General features: G+C 36.8%; 16 protein-coding genes. 7 read left to right on the forward strand and 9 right to left on the reverse strand.

From position 1 onward, the window contains the following. Nucleotides 1–18: 18 nt before the first annotated feature. Nucleotides 19–969, reverse strand: a complete 951-nt coding sequence (locus MKY29_RS21445) for an RsmD family RNA methyltransferase (protein ID WP_139219699.1) — start codon at nt 967–969, stop codon at nt 19–21. Between the two features lie 142 nt (nt 970–1,111). On the opposite strand from MKY29_RS21445, the gene MKY29_RS21450 reads away from it, so the two are divergent. Then, a complete protein-coding gene (locus tag MKY29_RS21450; protein ID WP_241598596.1) occupies nt 1,112–2,773 on the forward strand; it encodes an FAD-binding dehydrogenase in 1,662 nt (553 codons plus the stop codon). Between the two features lie 137 nt (nt 2,774–2,910). On the opposite strand, the gene MKY29_RS21455 is transcribed toward MKY29_RS21450, so the two are convergent. Both MKY29_RS21455 and MKY29_RS21460 read right to left on the reverse strand, forming a co-directional pair. Beyond that, nucleotides 2,911–3,711, reverse strand: a complete 801-nt coding sequence (locus MKY29_RS21455) for a serine hydrolase (protein WP_241598598.1) — start codon at nt 3,709–3,711, stop codon at nt 2,911–2,913. Nucleotides 3,712–3,827: 116 nt separating this feature from the next. Next, a complete protein-coding gene (locus tag MKY29_RS21460) occupies nt 3,828–4,004 on the reverse strand; it encodes a hypothetical protein (protein WP_090567581.1) in 177 nt (58 codons plus the stop codon). 98 nt (nt 4,005–4,102) lie between these two features. Between MKY29_RS21460 and MKY29_RS21465 the strand changes: the two genes are divergently transcribed. Together MKY29_RS21465 and MKY29_RS21470 are read left to right on the forward strand one after the other, a co-directional pair. Next, nucleotides 4,103–6,028, forward strand: a complete 1,926-nt coding sequence (locus MKY29_RS21465) for a translation factor GTPase family protein (protein WP_340880706.1) — start codon at nt 4,103–4,105, stop codon at nt 6,026–6,028. Between the two features lie 19 nt (nt 6,029–6,047). Then, nucleotides 6,048–6,515 (forward strand): SRPBCC family protein, encoded by a 468-nt coding sequence (locus MKY29_RS21470; protein WP_340880707.1) that lies wholly within the window; start codon nt 6,048–6,050, stop codon nt 6,513–6,515. Between the two features lie 68 nt (nt 6,516–6,583). Here the strand turns inward: MKY29_RS21470 and MKY29_RS21475 are convergent, their stop codons facing one another. Continuing rightward, complete coding sequence (locus MKY29_RS21475) at nt 6,584–7,192, reverse strand: class I SAM-dependent methyltransferase (RefSeq protein ID WP_093495492.1); 609 nt, start codon at nt 7,190–7,192, stop codon at nt 6,584–6,586. Between the two features lie 14 nt (nt 7,193–7,206). Then, nucleotides 7,207–8,313 (reverse strand): CapA family protein, encoded by a 1,107-nt coding sequence (locus MKY29_RS21480; RefSeq protein WP_241598602.1) that lies wholly within the window; start codon nt 8,311–8,313, stop codon nt 7,207–7,209. Between the two features lie 151 nt (nt 8,314–8,464). On the opposite strand from MKY29_RS21480, the gene MKY29_RS21485 reads away from it, so the two are divergent. Together MKY29_RS21485 and wecB are read left to right on the forward strand one after the other, a co-directional pair. Then, nucleotides 8,465–10,090, forward strand: a complete 1,626-nt coding sequence (locus MKY29_RS21485) for a glycosyltransferase family 2 protein (protein WP_241598604.1) — start codon at nt 8,465–8,467, stop codon at nt 10,088–10,090. Further along, complete coding sequence (wecB, locus tag MKY29_RS21490) at nt 10,087–11,205, forward strand: non-hydrolyzing UDP-N-acetylglucosamine 2-epimerase (protein ID WP_093495495.1); 1,119 nt, start codon at nt 10,087–10,089, stop codon at nt 11,203–11,205. Before MKY29_RS21485 ends, wecB begins: the two co-directional genes overlap by 4 nt. 70 nt (nt 11,206–11,275) lie before the next feature. On the opposite strand, the gene MKY29_RS21495 is transcribed toward wecB, so the two are convergent. After that, nucleotides 11,276–12,499 (reverse strand): MFS transporter, encoded by a 1,224-nt coding sequence (locus MKY29_RS21495; RefSeq protein WP_093495496.1) that lies wholly within the window; start codon nt 12,497–12,499, stop codon nt 11,276–11,278. Between the two features lie 295 nt (nt 12,500–12,794). Between MKY29_RS21495 and tatC the strand changes: the two genes are divergently transcribed. Next, nucleotides 12,795–13,550 carry a twin-arginine translocase subunit TatC gene (gene tatC, locus MKY29_RS21500; RefSeq protein WP_090567562.1) on the forward strand — a complete coding sequence of 252 codons (756 nt, stop codon included), beginning with the start codon at nt 12,795–12,797 and terminating at the stop codon, nt 13,548–13,550. A 55-nt stretch (nt 13,551–13,605) separates the two neighbouring features. After that, nucleotides 13,606–13,809: a twin-arginine translocase TatA/TatE family subunit gene (gene tatA / locus MKY29_RS21505; RefSeq protein ID WP_090567559.1), complete on the forward strand. Its 204-nt coding sequence runs from the start codon at nt 13,606–13,608 to the stop codon at nt 13,807–13,809. Between the two features lie 436 nt (nt 13,810–14,245). Here tatA and MKY29_RS21510 read toward each other — a convergent pair whose 3' ends face one another. The 3 genes from MKY29_RS21510 to MKY29_RS21520 all read right to left on the reverse strand — a co-directional run bounded on the left by MKY29_RS21510 (nt 14,246) and on the right by MKY29_RS21520 (nt 18,071). Continuing rightward, nucleotides 14,246–15,412: a TraB/GumN family protein gene (locus MKY29_RS21510; protein ID WP_340880708.1), complete on the reverse strand. Its 1,167-nt coding sequence runs from the start codon at nt 15,410–15,412 to the stop codon at nt 14,246–14,248. A 159-nt stretch (nt 15,413–15,571) separates the two neighbouring features. Continuing rightward, a complete protein-coding gene (locus tag MKY29_RS21515; protein ID WP_340880709.1) occupies nt 15,572–16,591 on the reverse strand; it encodes an ABC transporter permease in 1,020 nt (339 codons plus the stop codon). Continuing rightward, nucleotides 16,566–18,071 carry a sugar ABC transporter ATP-binding protein gene (locus MKY29_RS21520; protein WP_340880710.1) on the reverse strand — a complete coding sequence of 502 codons (1,506 nt, stop codon included), beginning with the start codon at nt 18,069–18,071 and terminating at the stop codon, nt 16,566–16,568. The genes MKY29_RS21515 and MKY29_RS21520 overlap by 26 nt, the downstream gene beginning before the upstream one ends. Nucleotide 18,072 lies beyond the last annotated feature (1 nt).

Consider the following 18,072-nt stretch of genomic DNA (forward strand, 5'->3'; position numbering starts at 1 on the left):
AATCCCCTTCCTATTAGTTTATTCACAAACAACTATTTCGCGTATAAACTGTTGTTTTTTCGTAATACAGCGGTCTTTTATATGTAAACCTACTGTTTCCAATCGATCATCCATCGATTCTATCGTTACAATTACTACTTTTTGGGCAATTCTACGGGCATGCTTTAAAATGGTAAACTGTTCTTCCCAAGATGCATTAGTATACAAATTATAAGGCAAATCTATAATCGCTACGTCATACATCTCTCCAATGTCTTGAATGGCACTCTTTCGAACATCTCCATTCAAACCAAAATAAGCAATATTTTCTCGAGATCCTTCACATACAAGTGGGTTAATATCTCTTCCCACAATATCTATACCCATCGATAATGCTTCAACCAGTACTGTACCAATTCCACAGCAAGGATCAATAGCCCTCACACCTTTCGGATGTGGAACTGCGATATTAGCTACCGCTCTGGCTACTCTTGTACTAAGGGCAGTAGAATACTCACGCGGTTTCTTTATATGATTAAACCAAATAGGCTCACTTTTCGTGTATAACCCGAAATACCAACGATCACCAAATGGAACTATTGCAAACAACTGATCCGGATGATGTAAATCGAAATCACCTTGCATTTCACTTCCAATAGTCCTTTCTATATGAAGTCGTTCCGCATTCTCAATCTTATCAATGCCTTGTCGATCATTTATTTTTAAGAAAATAACTTTATTCGTTTCACCCTCTGAACCGAAATTCGGGGCTTGAGCGATAATTTCCTTTACTGTGTCCCCTTCTGCTAAAACTTCTAATCTTCCTTTCATAAAAGGGCTTCTACTAGGATCTATTTTTACAGGACTCTTTAAAATTTTCATTTCTGTGTCTATATCAAAAAAAGAGCGCATCTCTAGATGACATAGAGAACGCTCGGCCTCATTATATGCGTATGTATATATAAATGCCGATTGTCGGCTGTTGTTTATCAATGTTATTCCCTCCAATAGTACTTCTATTATACCACGGGTAGCTGTTCAAAATCATTTTGGTGTAGTGAATAGTAATTCATAATTCAATGGAATATAATACAATTAAGTTTCAGAATTTTTGGTTAAATGAGGGATGTAGATGGAATGGGACGTCATTATAGTCGGTGCTGGACTTGCAGGACTAGTTGCTACCGCTGAACTTGCGGAGGCTGGAAGGAAAGTTTTACTGCTAGATCAAGAACCTGAAGCATCACTTGGAGGGCAAGCTTGGTGGTCGTTTGGAGGATTATTTCTAGTAGATTCCCCAGAACAACGAAGATTAGGAATTCATGACTCCTATGATTTGGCTTGGCAGGATTGGTTAGGAACTGCAGGCTTCGACCGTGAAGAGGATGAAGATCACTGGGCAAGAAAATGGGCGGAGGCTTATGTTCGCTTTGCGGCAGAGGAAAAACGAAATTGGCTTCATGCACAAGGTATTCGATTTTTCCCTGTAGTAGGTTGGGCAGAACGCGGAGGTTATCTTGCAGATGGCCACGGGAACTCGGTACCGAGGTTTCATATCGTATGGGGTACAGGACCAGGTATTGTGAAGCCATTTGAGACTAGAGTTCGAGCTGCCATGTCAAAAGGAAATGTTGAATATAAACCGCGCCACCAGGTAGATGAACTTCTTATGGACAATGGACGAGTTATTGGTGTGAGCGGTTCATTATTGACCCCTAGTTCTGCTGCTCGTGGAGAACCAAGCCCTAGAGATGTGATTGGAAATTTTCAATATGTAGCTAAAGTCGTTATGGTAACAAGTGGTGGAATTGGCGCTAATCATGATTTAGTGAGGGAAAACTGGCCTTCTAGACTTGGCAAACCTCCTAAGCGTATGATTTCTGGAGTTCCAGAGCATGTAGATGGACGTATGCTTGCCATTACAGAGAAGGCTGGAGGTCGCTTAGTAAACAAAGATCGTATGTGGCACTATACAGAAGGTATTAAAAATTGGAATCCTATCTGGCCACATCATGGGATACGTATACTCCCAGGTCCATCTTCTATTTGGTTAGATGCCACAGGACAGCGTTTTTCTGCTCCTAACTTTCCTGGTTTCGATACATTGGGAACACTTGAGGCTATTCAAAAAACTGGATATGATTACTCTTGGTTTATACTTACAGAGAAAATTATTGAAAAAGAATTTGCACTTTCCGGATCAGAGCAAAATCCAGATTTAACCGAAAAGAGTATTAAACAAGTACTGAAGCGAATTTTACCAGGACCTACTTCCCCAGTAAAAGCTTTCATGGAAAAAGGAGAAGACTTCGTCGTATCCAACAATTTAGCCAACCTTGTAGATGGGATGAATAAAATTACCGGGGACAATCTATTAAATTTGGAGCATATTGAGAGACAACTAGTCGCTAGAGATCGTGAAATCGATAATAAATTTACAAAAGATCTTCAAATTACTGCCCTTAGAGGTGCTAGGAACTATATAGGGGATAAATTAATACGAGCAGCATCTCCCCATAAACTATTAGACCCTAAAAACGGCCCTTTAATTGCGGTTCGGTTAAATATCGTAACTAGGAAAACATTAGGTGGACTGCAAACCGACTTAGATGGTCGAGTACTAAATGATAATGGAATTCCCATACCTGGTCTTTATGCAGCAGGTGAAGTAACCGGTTTTGGCGGAGGCGGAGTTCATGGATATCGCTCTTTAGAAGGAACCTTTTTAGGAGGATGTATCTTTACAGGAAGAGAAGCTGGAAGAGCACTGGTTCGCAGATTAAATCAAAATTAATAAGAAAACTATTCTGATTGAGGATTTGAAATATATACAAAAAAAGTATGAAGGATTCCAAAACTCATTACTTAAAAGACGACATGATTAGTATAGTCATGTCGTCTTTTATTGTTTTTATATATTACTGCTCTTCCTCACTGTAAGTAGTTATATATTTCCTCCCCAATTTGAGAAAGAATTCGCTTCGATATTAAATCGTCTTCATCTTTTGATAAAACCGTTGCGATAAACTCTCGGTCACCTACATAAAAAATTCCAACGTCGTGACGAGTTCCCGGAATCCACCCTGTCTTATTAGCTAACTCCCATGGTGCCTTTCCATGATCAAAATCAGAATATGGAGAAGGTAATTTCTCTGGCAAACAATCACGTACTTGTTGTTTTTTCATGACATCTACCATTTGGTCGCTAGCTTTATTACTCACTAATCCCCCTATAGCCATCTCATGTAAAAGGACACTTATGTCCACAGCTGCTATGCAATTAGCACCTTTCGGATTAGGCTTACTTAACATAAGCTTGTTAAGAAAAGTGCTATATACCATACCAACTTCTTTCATCGTATTTTGGATACTTTCTACTCCTACCAGGTCGATTAATAGATTTGTTGCTGTATTATCACTTTGGATAATCATCAGCATAATAATGTCTTTAAGAGGTAACGATGAGCCCGGAGTAAAATGTTGAATTACACCTGAGCCTCCCACATAATCTTGTTCATCAAGAATTATTAAATCGGTGAGAGCCAAATCTCCCCGTTCCACTGCACTATATACCGAGGCCATGATAGGTAACTTAATAACACTTGCCGCATAAAAAAGCTCCTGTTCGTTATGCTCCCATTTCTCCCCTGAATTCAAGTCCTCTAAAACGATTCCCCAAGTCCCTTTTGACGGTACAATCAATTTCTCAATCCTACTTACAAGCTTCTCCAAAATCCATCCCCCTATAATAAATCAATTTGTTTTATTATAGATCACAGTTATTTATTTGAATATTACAACAAACAGAAAAAGTGAACCGAATTGCATCAGTTCACTTTTTTGATGTCTTATAAATCTTGATAATCTCTTTGATATTTACCGCCGTCTTTTACTTCTGAATGATATAGAGCCTTTAAAGCAAAGCTTTTCTCTAAATCATGCTCCTTCATAACTTCTTTTAACCGCTTGCTTAATTCTGGGCTATATTTTACTAACTCTTCCATTTTAGATTTCGAATATTGCATATTGTATTCCTTCTTCCTTCGTTGTTTAGTCTTCCTAGTATAGCACTGAACAGGTTGTTTCACCGTAATTTGTTATAATTAAGTTCAGAGGTGAGAACATGCATAAAACCATTGGAATTCTTGCACATGTAGATGCTGGAAAGACTACTTTTTCGGAGCAGCTGCTTTACCATACAAATACAATAAGACAACGAGGAAGAGTTGACCACCAAGACTCGTTTCTTGATAGCCATACAATAGAAAAAAATAGAGGAATTACTATCTTTGCTGACCAAGGAATCTTTACTCACAATAATTCTACATACAATATTATCGATACTCCCGGGCATGTAGATTTTTCTCCAGAAATGGAGCGTGCTATTCAAGTAATGGACTATGCCATTATTCTTATTAGTGCAGTAGACGGCATTGAGGGTCATACAGAAACTGTCTGGCAATTACTGCGTAAACACAAAGTACCAACTTTTTTCTTTATCAATAAAACTGACTATGAAGGGACTGACCCAGCAAGCATTCTTGCTGAAATACGTGACACCTTATCGGACGACGTATGCGATATAACAAATACTTTCGACGAAGAACTAATTGAATTTATTGCTGAGAGAGATGAGACCTTATTAGAAACGTATATGGACAGCGGATTTGATAAGGACTTATGGACAAAAACGCTTCAGCAAATGATAAAGGAAAATAAAGTCTTCGCATGTGCCAGTGGCTCCGCATTAAAGGATTTTGGAATAATAGAGTTTTTAGAGAAACTAGATTTATTAACTACAACCTCCTATAAAGCAGACGATGCATTTGCAGCGCAAGTGTATAAAATTCGACATGATGAAAGTGGAAACCGTGTTACCTTTTTGAAATTAGTTAATGGAACGTTAAAAGTCCGTGATAGTGTAACCTACAACGAACAAACCGAAAAAATAACACAAATTCGGTTATATAGTGGCAATAAGTTTAAAACCATAGATCAGGCTATAGCAGGTGAACTAGTTGCTGTGACAGGCTTAACGAACGCTTCCATTGGGGATGGACTCGGCTCTCTTACACAGAAAACTGCGTTCGATATGATTCCCACGTTAAAATCTAAAGTTCTCTTTGGTAATTCTATCCATGTAAAGGAAGTATTGCGTAGCTTTAAACTATTAGATGCAGAAGATCCCTCTCTACGTGTATTTTGGGATGAGTATTTTCAAGAAATACATGTCCATGTAATGGGAGTTATCCAGCTAGAAGTACTCGAACAAATAGTTTTGGAACGATTTGGTTTTCACGTATCTTTTGGTGAGCCTAAAATTTTATATAAAGAGACTATTGATAACTCCGTTCGAGGATATGGTCATTTCGAACCTTTAAAACATTATGCTGAAGTGCACTTATTAATCGAGCCTGCTGCCAGAAACAGTGGAATTACCTTTGCAAATGTTTGTCATGCGAATGATTTATCCATAGGCCATCAAAATCTAGTTAGCCATCACCTTTTCGAAAGAGAACATCATGGTTTACTAACAGGATCCTCCTTAACAGATGTGAAAATTACTTTGCTAACTGGTCGCGGACATAACGAGCATACGCATGGTGGTGACTTTAGAGAAGCCACGTACCGTGCACTTCGACAAGGATTAGAAAAAGCTGAAAACATCTTACTTGAGCCATTTTATGACTTTACGATTAAAGTACATATGGACTTAATAGGCAGAGTATTATCCGATATTCAACAAGCAGCAGGAACCTTTGAACCTCCAGAAAATATTGGAGATAAAGTTCTCGTAAAAGGAAGAGTACCTGTGGCTACATTTATGAAATATAGCACCATTTTTGCTTCATTCACCCACGGCAAAGGATCTCTTAGCTTAGTGTTTGGTGGTTATGATCGTTGTCACAATACACAAGAAATCATTGAAGCACTTGGTTACATTAAAGAAGCAGACCCTGAATATACATCTACTTCTATTTTTTGTGCTAAAGGAAAAGGATATCCCGTCTACTGGGATGAGGCCGAAGCAGCTATGCACTGCCTATAAATTTAAGGAGGAATAGTTCATGATCGCTACAATTCATAACGAAAAGGGAATCTATCTCGCACGATTCGAAAGACAGTTCGATCACTCAGTGGAAACTGTTTGGGAAATGCTAACGGATAATGAGAAATTGAAACAATGGTTTGATGAATTAGAGATTGTCGATTTACGCCAAGATGGGTTAATTCAGTTCGATCTGCAGGACGGTTCATACGAGGATATGAAGATTCTGGATTATGAACCACTAAAGACTTTAGTGTTTGAATGGGGCCAGGATATCGCAAGATTCGAATTATCCTCTTTATTCAATGGTTGCAAATTAGTATTTGTAGAAACAATTTCTACTATAACTGAACATACTCCGAAAGATTTAGCTGGTTGGCATGTTTGTTTAGATGTTATAAAAGCATTGCTAGATGGAAATTCGATTAAGCGTGAAGATGATTGGAAAATCTGGTTCCAGAAATATAAAGAGCTTCTAAATAATTGATAATACAGAAGCCTTTTTAACTTCTGCAAAACTACTAAAGCACTCCTTTTGCTGTCAGAGTGCTTTACTTAATCCAATCGGTAGATTAAAAACCGTTCGTTATTATTTTCTTCGTATAAACCAGGGAGTCGAATCTCCTTGCATAATTCAAATACTGTTTGGATTTCAAGAAAATGACTATATTCTGTGGTTGGATAATAGAGAATGACATCCACTGAACGTGGAAAATCTTCCACCGACCTTAGAATATTATCTATAACCTTTTGAAAAATCTGTAGAGAAAATGGATTAAAAAAATAAAACCGATTATCCTCTTTCTCTATATCATATCCTTCTGCAAATATATGTTCAAACTGAATGGAAGCTCTCGATTTCTTGGCACGCTCCATATATCTAGCTAAGTTCTCCATAGCCTCCTGATAGAGTTGCCCACTCATTTCTACCCCAACCGCTGAGGCATGTAAATGGTGGTAAACGTAAAAAGGGAATCTTCCCTTGCCACATCCAAAATCCACAAAACGATCGGTAGATTTCCACTCCTCATATTCGTCAAAAAGAACCTCTAAAGCTGAATACGGTGTTGCTTCATATCTATTGTAATGAGACGATTGATGCTGCCACTCTTTTACACCCTCTGTCTTAATACGTAATAATCTGTCATGTTCTTGTTCTTTCACATGTTACCTCCAGCTTACTTTACTCCAAATACATGCTGTTGAACCCACGCATCTGTTTTCCCTATCTCACCCTCAACATCTTTTAAAAAGTTAACCGTATAGGTCTCACCCTTCATAACAGCTGTCGATATGAAGCTAGGATTCTCTATAGTCATTACTTGTTCACCATTCACATTTTTCTTTAAAACTTCTATTTTAGCAATCCCACCAATATTAGTATACTCATCTTTTTGACCCGAGAAAAAATTTCCTAACGAATAAAACACATGTGTCCGATGACCACTTTCTGAAATAATCAGTTCATAAGGTTGAATAACATGAGGGTGATGACCAAATATAATATCTGCACCTGCATCTGCAATCGACTGTGCCAGCTTTTTCTGCGTATCATTAGCCTCAAGGTTATATTCTGCCCCCCAATGGATGCTAACAATAACAAAGTCTACTTTTGCTTTTAACTCTTCAATATCCCCTACAATTCGATTCTCATCTATCTGATTTACTAAATAGCCCTTTCCTTCTGGAGTTTCATGCCCATTTGTTCCATACGTATATCCCAGAAGTCCAAGTGATATATTATCCACTTGGAATATTCGATCGGCCTGTTGATCCTCTATCGATTTATAAGCACCAATATACGGCATTTCTACCTTCTCCATCTGTTGAATTGCTTCTAGAAGACCTTCTTCTCCTTGATCGAGTGTATGATTATTAGCTATCGATAAAACGTCTACACCAGCATCTTTTAAGTCTCCAATAATATGTGGAGGACTAGAAAAGTTAGGATAACCAGACACTCCAAATGCTCCACCTGCCGGTAAGGATTCTTGATTTGCTATTAACAAATCAATGGATTTCAATTCATCTAGCACAGGAGAAAAAGAAGGAATAAAACTCATATAATTATAAAGCGGTAAATGTAGTAATACATCTCCAATCATCGCAATCTCTATTTTTTCTTCCCCATAATTCATATAAAATGTCGAAAATTGTTTCCCGTGGAACTCTTTATTAAATTGAGTAGGTTTCTCTATTTGTAGATTAAAGTATAACAATACTGAAATAACAACGACTAAAAAAGCAGCTAAAGCCTTGATAAATAACACCTCCACTCCAATCATGTACTTCGATTGCGTTACTTATACAAAATAATCTTTATATACTTATAAGGATAATAGCCGCTGTCTATTCTCGGCCCTTTCATAGTATACAAGACAGCCAACATTTCTTATATACAATTATGTTGCTGAAAAATAGCAAAGGAAGGTAAACATGAACTTAGAAAATAGCAAATGGTACAAGTGGCTGCCTAGGAGAGGTCGTCCTTTACGAGTACGAAAAAAAGGAGTTATAAGTAATGCTCAAAAGTCGAGCAACAAAGTAGGAGTTGTGCTCCCGGTGTATAACCAAGAAAGGGAGTATTTATTTGAATGTGTACAGGCTATTGAGAACCAAACGTACCGAAACTTTGAATTAGTAATTGTCATTGATGGGGCAAATGCTCAAACTGTAAAAGCAGTATATGAAGCATCTAAGCTTTTAACATGTAAGTTTTCCATTATTCATCGCGTTTTCAATAAGGGCATAGCTTACTCCTTAAATGAAGGCTTTGAAAAATTGCTTGATTGCCCCCTTTTGACTTGGATATCTAGTGATAATAAACAATGGCCAAACTACCTTGAAAAATTAGTAGAAACGATGAAGAACGCTACTCCCGAAACAGTTTTAGTATATTCGCTTTACCATCCTATTGATGAAAAAGGACTCTCTCGAGATTTAAATAACACTTGGTATCAAGCACTCAATGAGATGATGAAACGGCCAAAAGAAGAAATTATGTTAACTTGTTTTATTGGTGCTTCCTTTCTCTTTACTAGAGAAGCATATGAACAAGCAGATGGCTATGACCCTAAATATGGACTAGTTTCTGACTACGAATTTTGGATTAGATTAATGCCTCTCGGTGAATTTTTATTCTTGCCAGAACCCCTCATGGATTATCGTCTAAATGGTAAACATTCTTTAACGACGATAACGGCCTCTGAAGATTTATTTCTCCAAAGTATGTCCGCAAGTGTAGATCATAGAAGAAAAAATGGTGATAACCCTAAAGTCACTGTTATTATTACGGCCTGTAACCACGAAAAGTATATAAAAGAATGTATACAAAGTGTATTAAGCCAATCATTTTCTAATTTTCACATTGTCGTAATAGATGTAGGTTCAACCGATTCGACTTTAAGTAAAATCTATTCAATGCACGATACTCGAATCATTCCCATTCATATAAGTAAAAGACATAAAGCTGATGCTCTCAATATCGGATTGGAATATGTTCTTGGAGAGTACGTATTAGAATTAGACGGAGATGATTGGATTGATCCCGCTACACTGGAGACCATGGTGAATGAAATGGATTCACTTGCCGAAAATGTAGGTTTGGTCTTTGCAAACAGAAAGATTTGGTTCGAAGAAAACGGTGTTTTACGTGAGGGATCTATTCACAAGGGACTTAACTATGCAGACAAATATGAAGTATTGGAAAAGTTTCAAACGCATTGCCCAAGAATGTATCGTTACTCCGCACTTAAAGAATTAAATGGTTGGATGTCTACAATTCAAGGAGAACCTCTTTTAGCAGATGATTTTGCAATGTTCTTACGTCTTGCTGAGCACTACAAGCTACACTGGATTGACAAAGACTTATATCATCAGCGTCGACATAACACCAATATAACTATAAAAGAAAAGGAAATATTAAATAACCAATTCCGTATACTTGCTCAAGAAACATTACTACGTTGGGGGAATCTGTATAAAGCAAATTTTGAAGTAATTGATGGTACTATAACGAAAATCAATTTAGTTCCCACTGGAAAAGAGATGACTAAACAATGAAGGTATTAATTATATTTGGGACTCGTCCAGAGGGTATAAAATTTGCACCAATTATACAGGAACTAACTAATACGAAAGAAATGGATTGCGTTTTGGTAAATACAGGACAGCATCGAGAAATACTCGACCAAGTATTATCACTATTTTCAATTACCCCCCACTACCAATTAAACCTCATGAAACCAAATCAAACATTAGAAGAAATAACATCGGAAATGATAAAAAAAATTGGAGAAGTATATGAGAAGGAAAATCCCGATTTAGTGTTAGTGCTTGGTGACACTGTAACGACTTTCACAGGTGCCTATACAGCTTTCTTACACCGCATTCCAGTCGGTCATATTGAGGCTGGCTTGCGCACATTTAAAATGTACTCTCCTTTTCCAGAGGAAATGTATCGAAAACTTGTCACTAGTCTTAGTAGCTATCACTTTGCCCCAACGGAAAAAAGCAAAAATAACCTCTTACAAGAAGGTATTCCAGAGAACAGAATTTTCGTAGTAGGGAATCCAGTAATAGATGCACTCCTTGATGTTACTGGTAGACCATATACCTTCCCACCAAACATACAAAAAATAATAAATAATAATCGACGCATTGTTTTAGTGACTACACATCGACGCGAAAATTTTATAAAACTAGAAGGTATCTACCTAGCTCTCAAACAGTTATTAGAGGATTTCGATGACATAGAAATTATCTTTCCGGTCCATCCTAATCCAAATGTAAGAAAACAAGTACAGAAACATTTATATACAGACAATATTAGCTCTCGTATACATTTAATTGACCCATTGGACTACGAATGCTTCTCTCACCTAATGAAGCATTCCTATCTCATAATTACAGATTCTGGAGGTATACAGGAAGAAGCGCCAGCACTTAATGTTCCAGTGCTAGTTGTCAGGGAAAGCACAGAACGTATCGAAGGAGTGGAAACCGGAACGTTACAATTGGTAGGGACAGACAAAGAAAAAATTTTATCAGCTACCAGGAAACTACTTAAATATCCAAGTGAATACTCAAAAATGGCCAATACTCTTAATCCTTACGGAGACGGAACCTCAGCAAAACAAATAGGCACCTTATTAAATAAAATAGAAAAGAAGATATGAGTATGGCTACTCATACTTTTTTCTATTTACATATGCAATGAAACTACAACACAAAAAAGAAAAGCATTTGCTAAGCATGCTTTTCTTTTTTTGATTGTGATCGACGATTCAGTAAAAACACATACAAAAATGCACCCGCTCCTAGTAATCTCAATCCAGAGCTAATATACATAGAAGAATTCATGCCAATAAGATCTAAGGACCAGATCCCAATCTGTGGCGCAATAAACGCTACGAAGGCTAGAAGCACATTATACGTTGTAATACAGTACGTACGATACCTTTCAGGTGATTGCTCCAACAACAAGTTAAATAATAGTAGGACAGTACCAGATAAGAAAAACCCGGAAGTTGTTTGAATTAGAGTTAAATAGTATAGATTGGTAGATAGAACTGTTAAAAATGGAGTTGTTGCCATTCCAATTGCTGACCATATGAAGACTTGCATATTTGAATACTTATCCGCCCATTTCTTCCATAATGGAAAAGTTAGAAACTGCATAAGCATACTTCCAACGGAGAACATACTGATCCAAAAGATTGTTGCTCCTGCTATTCGAACATTATAAATATTAAACAGGCCCCAAGCCATTTGCCAACCAAAGTTAAATAACAGAGCAGCTACTAAAAACCAAACATAGCTGGAATATTTAAAAATACTCCAGTCCATCGATTTCTTTTTTATTTGCTCACCTGTTGTTTCAACAACATCTTCGTCTTGTCTTAATATGAAAAATACTTCTAGTAATCCGAAACCAAGTGCTAATACAAACAGAACTTGATACGCAATAATACTCTCGGTGGCATCTCTCATTAGAACCCCAATTAGTAATGTTGAGATTAGTCCAACCAACGTTAATAGACGATTACGGTCACTAAAAAATTGTCCTCTTCTCGATTCATCAATCATTCCACTTATCAATGTTTGCCACCCTACATTGGCTATCGTGTTCGGAACACTTATAAAAGCAATAATCCCTAGGAAAGCCCATGACTGAAGCGAATTAGAAGGTAAATAAACAACAAGTACAATTAGCAAGAACATTAATCGCGCTAGTAAAACAGACATTGCCACTAGTTTCTTTTGGGTACTTGCTCGATTAAGTAAGATTGCTGCTGGTATGGTCATTAACAGTGCCACTAATGGAGGTAAAGAGCTTATTAAGCCTACTTGATAATTAGTAGCCCCTAAAATGGTTATAGCAAAAATAGGGAAAAAGTTATTGGAAAAGTTAAGCGCTATGGTAGATGCCATTCCATGATAAATACTAATTTTTTCATTATATGGTCTCAATTTTTGTCAGCCCAATCAATTTTTAATAGAGGATATGCTAGAATTATATACTTGCTTTGACAGAAAACAAGTACTTCGAGACACAAAATTTTCATATTTTCCCTACGATAAAAACACCAGTAAATACTTGTTCATTTAGTGACAATAAGTGGTCTTTTATTTACAATTGATTCGTAAAGAGTATAATGTGTAGATGATGTAAAAGTACATTTACTGGGTATAATGGATTGCAGGTAGGACTGCATAATATATAAACAAGCTTCACTTTATTTGAGAAAATGGGGTGGTATCAAAAATGAATCAAGAACAACAACTGACGCTTGTAGAACATTTAACAGAACTTAGAAAAAGACTTATTATTGTTGCATCGACATTTATCCTCTCACTTGCCTTAGGATTTTGGTTAGCACCAAAAACACTCACGTTTTTAAAACAGCAACCTACAGCTGCTCATGTAGAGTGGAATGTCTTCGGGTATACGGATGGTTTAATGATCTATGTAAAATGCGCGCTGATACTAGCCATATTAATAACTCTACCAATTGCATTACATCAGATATGGTTATTCGTAAGACCAGGCTTAAATGAAAACGAGGTAAAAGGGACGGGCTATTTTATTCCGGTGTCATTTCTTCTATTTTTGCTAGGGATTAGTTTTAGTTACTACATTCTTTTTCCACTTATGTTAAATTTCATGTCGAATATCAATGATTCAATTGGCGCTTTGGAAACGTATGGGATGAAACAGTATTTTACTTTTATGTTTAACCTAGTTATTCCCGTAGGAATTGTATTTGAATTACCTGTAATTATACTATTCCTAACCAAATTGGGTATAATAACTCCAGACAGATTAAGAAAAATGAGAAAAATATCTTACTTTGTATTAGTAGTAGTGGGAGTTTCTATTACTCCACCAGACTTTATCTCTGACTTTATCATTGTCGTCCCATTATTATTGCTATTTGAAATTAGTATCCTTGTTTCGAGCTGGTCTTATAAAAAACAACTTGCGAAACGAGCACTTGAGGATAAAATGTTAGAACAATAAATTACTGCACACTGGCCACTGAATTTATAATCAAAGACTTAGAGGAGGAACTTCCATGCCAAACATTGGAGTACCAGGATTAATCATCATTTTAATAATTGCTTTAATCGTATTCGGACCATCTAAATTACCTCAATTAGGTAAAGCAGTTGGACAAACATTAAGAGAATTCAAAAACTCTACAAAAGATATCGTTGATGATGTAACAGAAGAGTTTAAATTAGATGACAAAGAAACAGACGTTAAAAAGAAAGCTTAGTAAGAAACTATCCCTACCTGTTTCAATAGGTTTTGGATATTGAGCTATAGAAAAGGGCTTGTCATGACTAATCATGACAAGCCCTTTTTTACGGTAATTTTATAGCGTTTATCTATTTAAAGTCGTCCTTACAATTTTTGGAACAATCCGGTGGGTTTTCTGGTCTCCAAAGTGCCTAGAATACTTGATTGGTGAAACAGAAATCTATATACATTGAATCAATTTCATAAAGAATATTATATAGTTAAATCCGAACAACGTTAATTTCCGCTCGGGCGGACGCTTTCCGCGGGATCGCTTAAAAAAAACGATAATATATTGCGATATTAAGTAAACATTCGTATTTTTAAATGAAACAAGTAATTATGAAATTGACTCCATTATATAAAAAATCCCCTGTTATGCAACAATGCTTACTTAACAGGGGATTTACTACCTATAGATTTTTGAAAAATACCCGTATCACATCTGCCCCACCTATAATGGTTCCCAGCGATCCAAATAAGTTGGTTAATACAACGACAAGTAAAACTCTAGTTACTTTGTTTTTCCAAAAACCTTTAATCGTAAAGACATCTTCCGATAACGTTTCAAAATCTGCTATCGTTGGACGCTTGATATACGCTTGGACAAGTCCTGAAAACCAACCTGAAGCTAAAATAGGATGAAGCGCTGTAACTGGTGCTGTTATAAATGCTGCTAGAATTGCTAATGGGTGTCCTAATGCAACTGCTGCTCCAACTGCCGCCATCGAACCTGTCCAAAGGACCCAACTCAATGCCTGATCAAAACCGGCAGAAGGATTTGCAAAGAACGTATACACGATTAATGCCACAATCAGAATCGGAATAGTCCAACCAATTATTTTAGGGACAACCGACTTTGGTGGTATAGCTGATAGCTTAACTAAATCCTGCTCTTTGTGAATTTCTTTTGTAATACCAGGTACATGGGCAGCTCCTAATACAGCAACAACTTTCACCCCCGGTGCTTCTTTAATTTTCTGCGCCAAATACTGATCACGTTCATCGATTAACGGTGTTTTAAGCTTGGGAAAGGATTCCGTAAACTCAGCTAATACAGCATTTAACGTATCCTTGGATTTCATATTCTCCATTTCTTCTTCCGATATTGTATCCTTACTGAAAATACTAAAGAAAACGGAAGTAAGTAATTGCGATTTCCCAGTCCATCCAAGATTATGCCATATACGTGAAAAAGTAGTTTGGATATTACGATCTGCTAATACAAGCTCTGCTCCATTCTCTTTAGCACTTGCTATACCTTGAATCATTTCCTGACCTGGCTTAATATCAAACTGTTTAGCCATGCGATTTTGGAAAGAAGAAATTGCCAAGTTCATTAATAGTAGGGTAGCTTTCTTATCCTTAATAACTTTAAAGATATCCGTCTGTTTCCACTTATTATTATCTTTTATAGATTGGTATCTTTGCTCATCCAATTCAATGCAAACAGAATCCGGTTGCTCTCTATCGATAACTTCCTTTACCTGCTCTGCACTTTGTCTTGAAACATGTGCCGTTCCGATTAATATAATCTCTTTATTATTCACATATAAACGTGTAATATTTTCCTCGGACATAAACTACTTCCTTCACCTAATGTATTATCTCTTAGTTAGACTTCTAAAAGATTCTCTACCCTTCATAATGAAGCAGATTATCCTAAATTTCAACGATGTTTCCTCTTTATTTATAATAATTTTGAAAAAACTCTATTTGTAAAGAGCAATTTCTACTCACTAAGCCCGAGTAAATCGTTTCTTCGCATATACGTAAGTTACTGCCAGTGCCAAAACTAATACTGTTCCTTTAATAATATCAAATGCATAGTAAGGTAAATTTAAAATGGTTAAACCATTCAGTAGGATTCCAATAACTGCCGCTCCAAAAAAAGTGCCCAGTGCATTAGGCTTCCCAATTCCTAGTACGGAGTAGCCGACAAAAACTGCAGCAACCGCCTCCATTAAAAGTGGGGTGCCGGCGTCAATTTGACCTGATCCTACCCTCGCTGTGAATAATATTCCAGCCAATGAAGCAAAAACACCCGAAATGATGTAAGCGATAAACTTCACTTTACGCGTGTTCACTCCCGACAAGGTTGCAGCTTCCTCATTTCCTCCCGTCATATACAGAATACGCCCCCAACGAGTATGATTGAGAACAATATATGCTATTACCACGAGTATTAGCATAACCCAAACAGGTACAGGCAAACCAAGCAACCTACCTTGACCGATCCAAAGAAATGCCTCTGAGAATTGTCCTGGAGCTGTTTCACCAGAAGTAAGTGGCATATTATTGTAAATCGAGTATCCTTCCGTATATGTCCGATGAAACCCCGCAACAATATACATCGTACTTAATGTAGCTAATAAATCAGGAATACCTATAATTACAATTAGGAAACTATTAACCAAACCAACTAATACTCCAACTATAATAGGCAAGATTAGTACGAGCCATATAGGCATTTCATACCAAACCATTAGAGATGCGGTCACAACTGTCGATAGCGACATAGTAGACCCAACACTTAAGTCAAAACCTCCTACTACAAGTGTGAAGGTCACTCCCAATGCTAATAGGGTAACGATAGAAATAGAGCGTAGAATATCAGTGAAATTTGCATATGTAAAAAAAGCATCACTTATTGAACTGAAATAAATAATAATACAAATAAGTAACGCAATTGCCCCAAACTTAAATAAAAAATTGACAGCTCTTTCTTGCAACTTATTGTTCTTTACCACCGCTTGCATAAAGCAAAATCCTTTCTTGGGTCGCTTCTTTCCGTGATAGTTCCTTCACGATTTGACCATCATACATAATTAAAATGCGATCAGAAATTCCTAGAACTTCATGAATTTCACTTGAAAAGTAAAGACAGCCCTTCCCTTTTTCAGCAAACTCACGAATCATCCTGTAAATGTCTGTTTTTGCACCAATGTCAACGCCTTTTGTTGGCTCATCAAACAAATAGAGAACCGAATCCAACGAAGTCCATTTGCCTATTGCAACTTTTTGCTGATTTCCTCCACTTAAATGAACAAGCGGTGTCTCTGTACTATTTGTTTTTATTTGTAATCGTTCAATGATCACCTTTGCAAAGGATTTTTCTTTCCGTTTATTCATAAATAGAAAACGAGAAAAATTTTGTAAATTAGGAAAAGATGCATTGGTTTGCAATGTTTCTTGAACAAATAGTCCTTCTTTTCGTCTCTCTTCTGGAATCAGGGCCATCCCTGCTTTTATCGCATCGTTTGGATGCTTTAACTTCAAGGTGTTTCCTAAAATTTCAATGCTTCCTTCTGTATGTGGAGAATATCCGAATAACGTTTTAGCTAGCTCTGTTTTTCCAGCCCCTACAAGACCGACAATACCAACAATTTCTCCTTCAGACACTTTAAAAGAAATATTCCTTAACTTCTCTCCTCTCGAAATATCTTTAACATGAAGTAATACGTTTCCTAATGCGTGTGTTCGAACAGGAAAATCATTATGATAAGAAGTTCCTAGCATAGCTTCAATTATCTCTTCTTGGTTAGTCTCGGAAGTATTATAGGTTCCCACTATCGTACCTTCGCCCATAACAGTTATCCGATCGCAGATTTCAAATACTTCTGGTAATCGATGAGAAATGAATATACACCCTACTCCATTTGCTTTTAGTTTTTTAATAACTGAAAATAATTTTGTAGATTCAAGAAGAGATAGAGGTGCCGTTGGTTCGTCGAATATAATAATCTTTGCAGAACTAATAAGTGCACGAGCTATTAAAACCAACTGCTTTTCTGCTAAAGACAGCATAAATGCTGGTTTTTCTACTGGAATATCCTCAGCCTGTAGCTGCTTCAAGGCTTTCCGCGCTTCGCTATTTAATTTCTTTTTGGAGATAAACATATTAGTTCCAGCAACAATTGAATCCAGTAATATATTTTCTGCAACTGAGAGTTCTAAAACAATAGCGGTATCTACCTCTTGATATACACAAAAAATTCCTAGATCCTTCGCGATTTTAGGAGAACGTATACGTATTTTTCTTCCTTCTAACAATATTTCTCCCATGTCTTGCTCATACACACCCGAGAGTACTTTCATTAGCGTACTTTTCCCAGCGCCGTTTACACCGAGTAAAGCATGTACTTCACCTTTTTTAAGATGAAATTCCGCTTTTTTCAAGGCATTAACTTTTCCAAATGATTTATCAATACCCTTCATGGAAAGAAAAGAATTAAGCATG

It is taken from the genome of Psychrobacillus sp. FSL K6-2365 (assembly GCF_038003165.1).
Lineage (GTDB): Bacteria > Bacillota > Bacilli > Bacillales_A > Planococcaceae > Psychrobacillus > Psychrobacillus psychrodurans.

Coding starts and splice junctions, on each gene's coding strand:
- MKY29_RS21450 (WP_241598596.1), top strand. CDS start 1,112: ATGGAATGGGACGTCATTATAGTCGGTGCTGGACTTGCAGGACTAGTT.
- MKY29_RS21460 (WP_090567581.1), bottom strand. CDS start 4,004: ATGCAATATTCGAAATCTAAAATGGAAGAGTTAGTAAAATATAGCCCA.
- MKY29_RS21465 (WP_340880706.1), top strand. CDS start 4,103: ATGCATAAAACCATTGGAATTCTTGCACATGTAGATGCTGGAAAGACT.
- MKY29_RS21470 (WP_340880707.1), top strand. CDS start 6,048: ATGATCGCTACAATTCATAACGAAAAGGGAATCTATCTCGCACGATTC.
- MKY29_RS21480 (WP_241598602.1), bottom strand. CDS start 8,313: ATGATTGGAGTGGAGGTGTTATTTATCAAGGCTTTAGCTGCTTTTTTA.
- MKY29_RS21485 (WP_241598604.1), top strand. CDS start 8,465: ATGAACTTAGAAAATAGCAAATGGTACAAGTGGCTGCCTAGGAGAGGT.
- wecB (WP_093495495.1), top strand. CDS start 10,087: ATGAAGGTATTAATTATATTTGGGACTCGTCCAGAGGGTATAAAATTT.
- tatC (WP_090567562.1), top strand. CDS start 12,795: ATGAATCAAGAACAACAACTGACGCTTGTAGAACATTTAACAGAACTT.
- tatA (WP_090567559.1), top strand. CDS start 13,606: ATGCCAAACATTGGAGTACCAGGATTAATCATCATTTTAATAATTGCT.
- MKY29_RS21510 (WP_340880708.1), bottom strand. CDS start 15,412: ATGTCCGAGGAAAATATTACACGTTTATATGTGAATAATAAAGAGATT.
- MKY29_RS21515 (WP_340880709.1), bottom strand. CDS start 16,591: ATGCAAGCGGTGGTAAAGAACAATAAGTTGCAAGAAAGAGCTGTCAAT.
- MKY29_RS21520 (WP_340880710.1), bottom strand. CDS start 18,071: ATGCTTAATTCTTTTCTTTCCATGAAGGGTATTGATAAATCATTTGGA.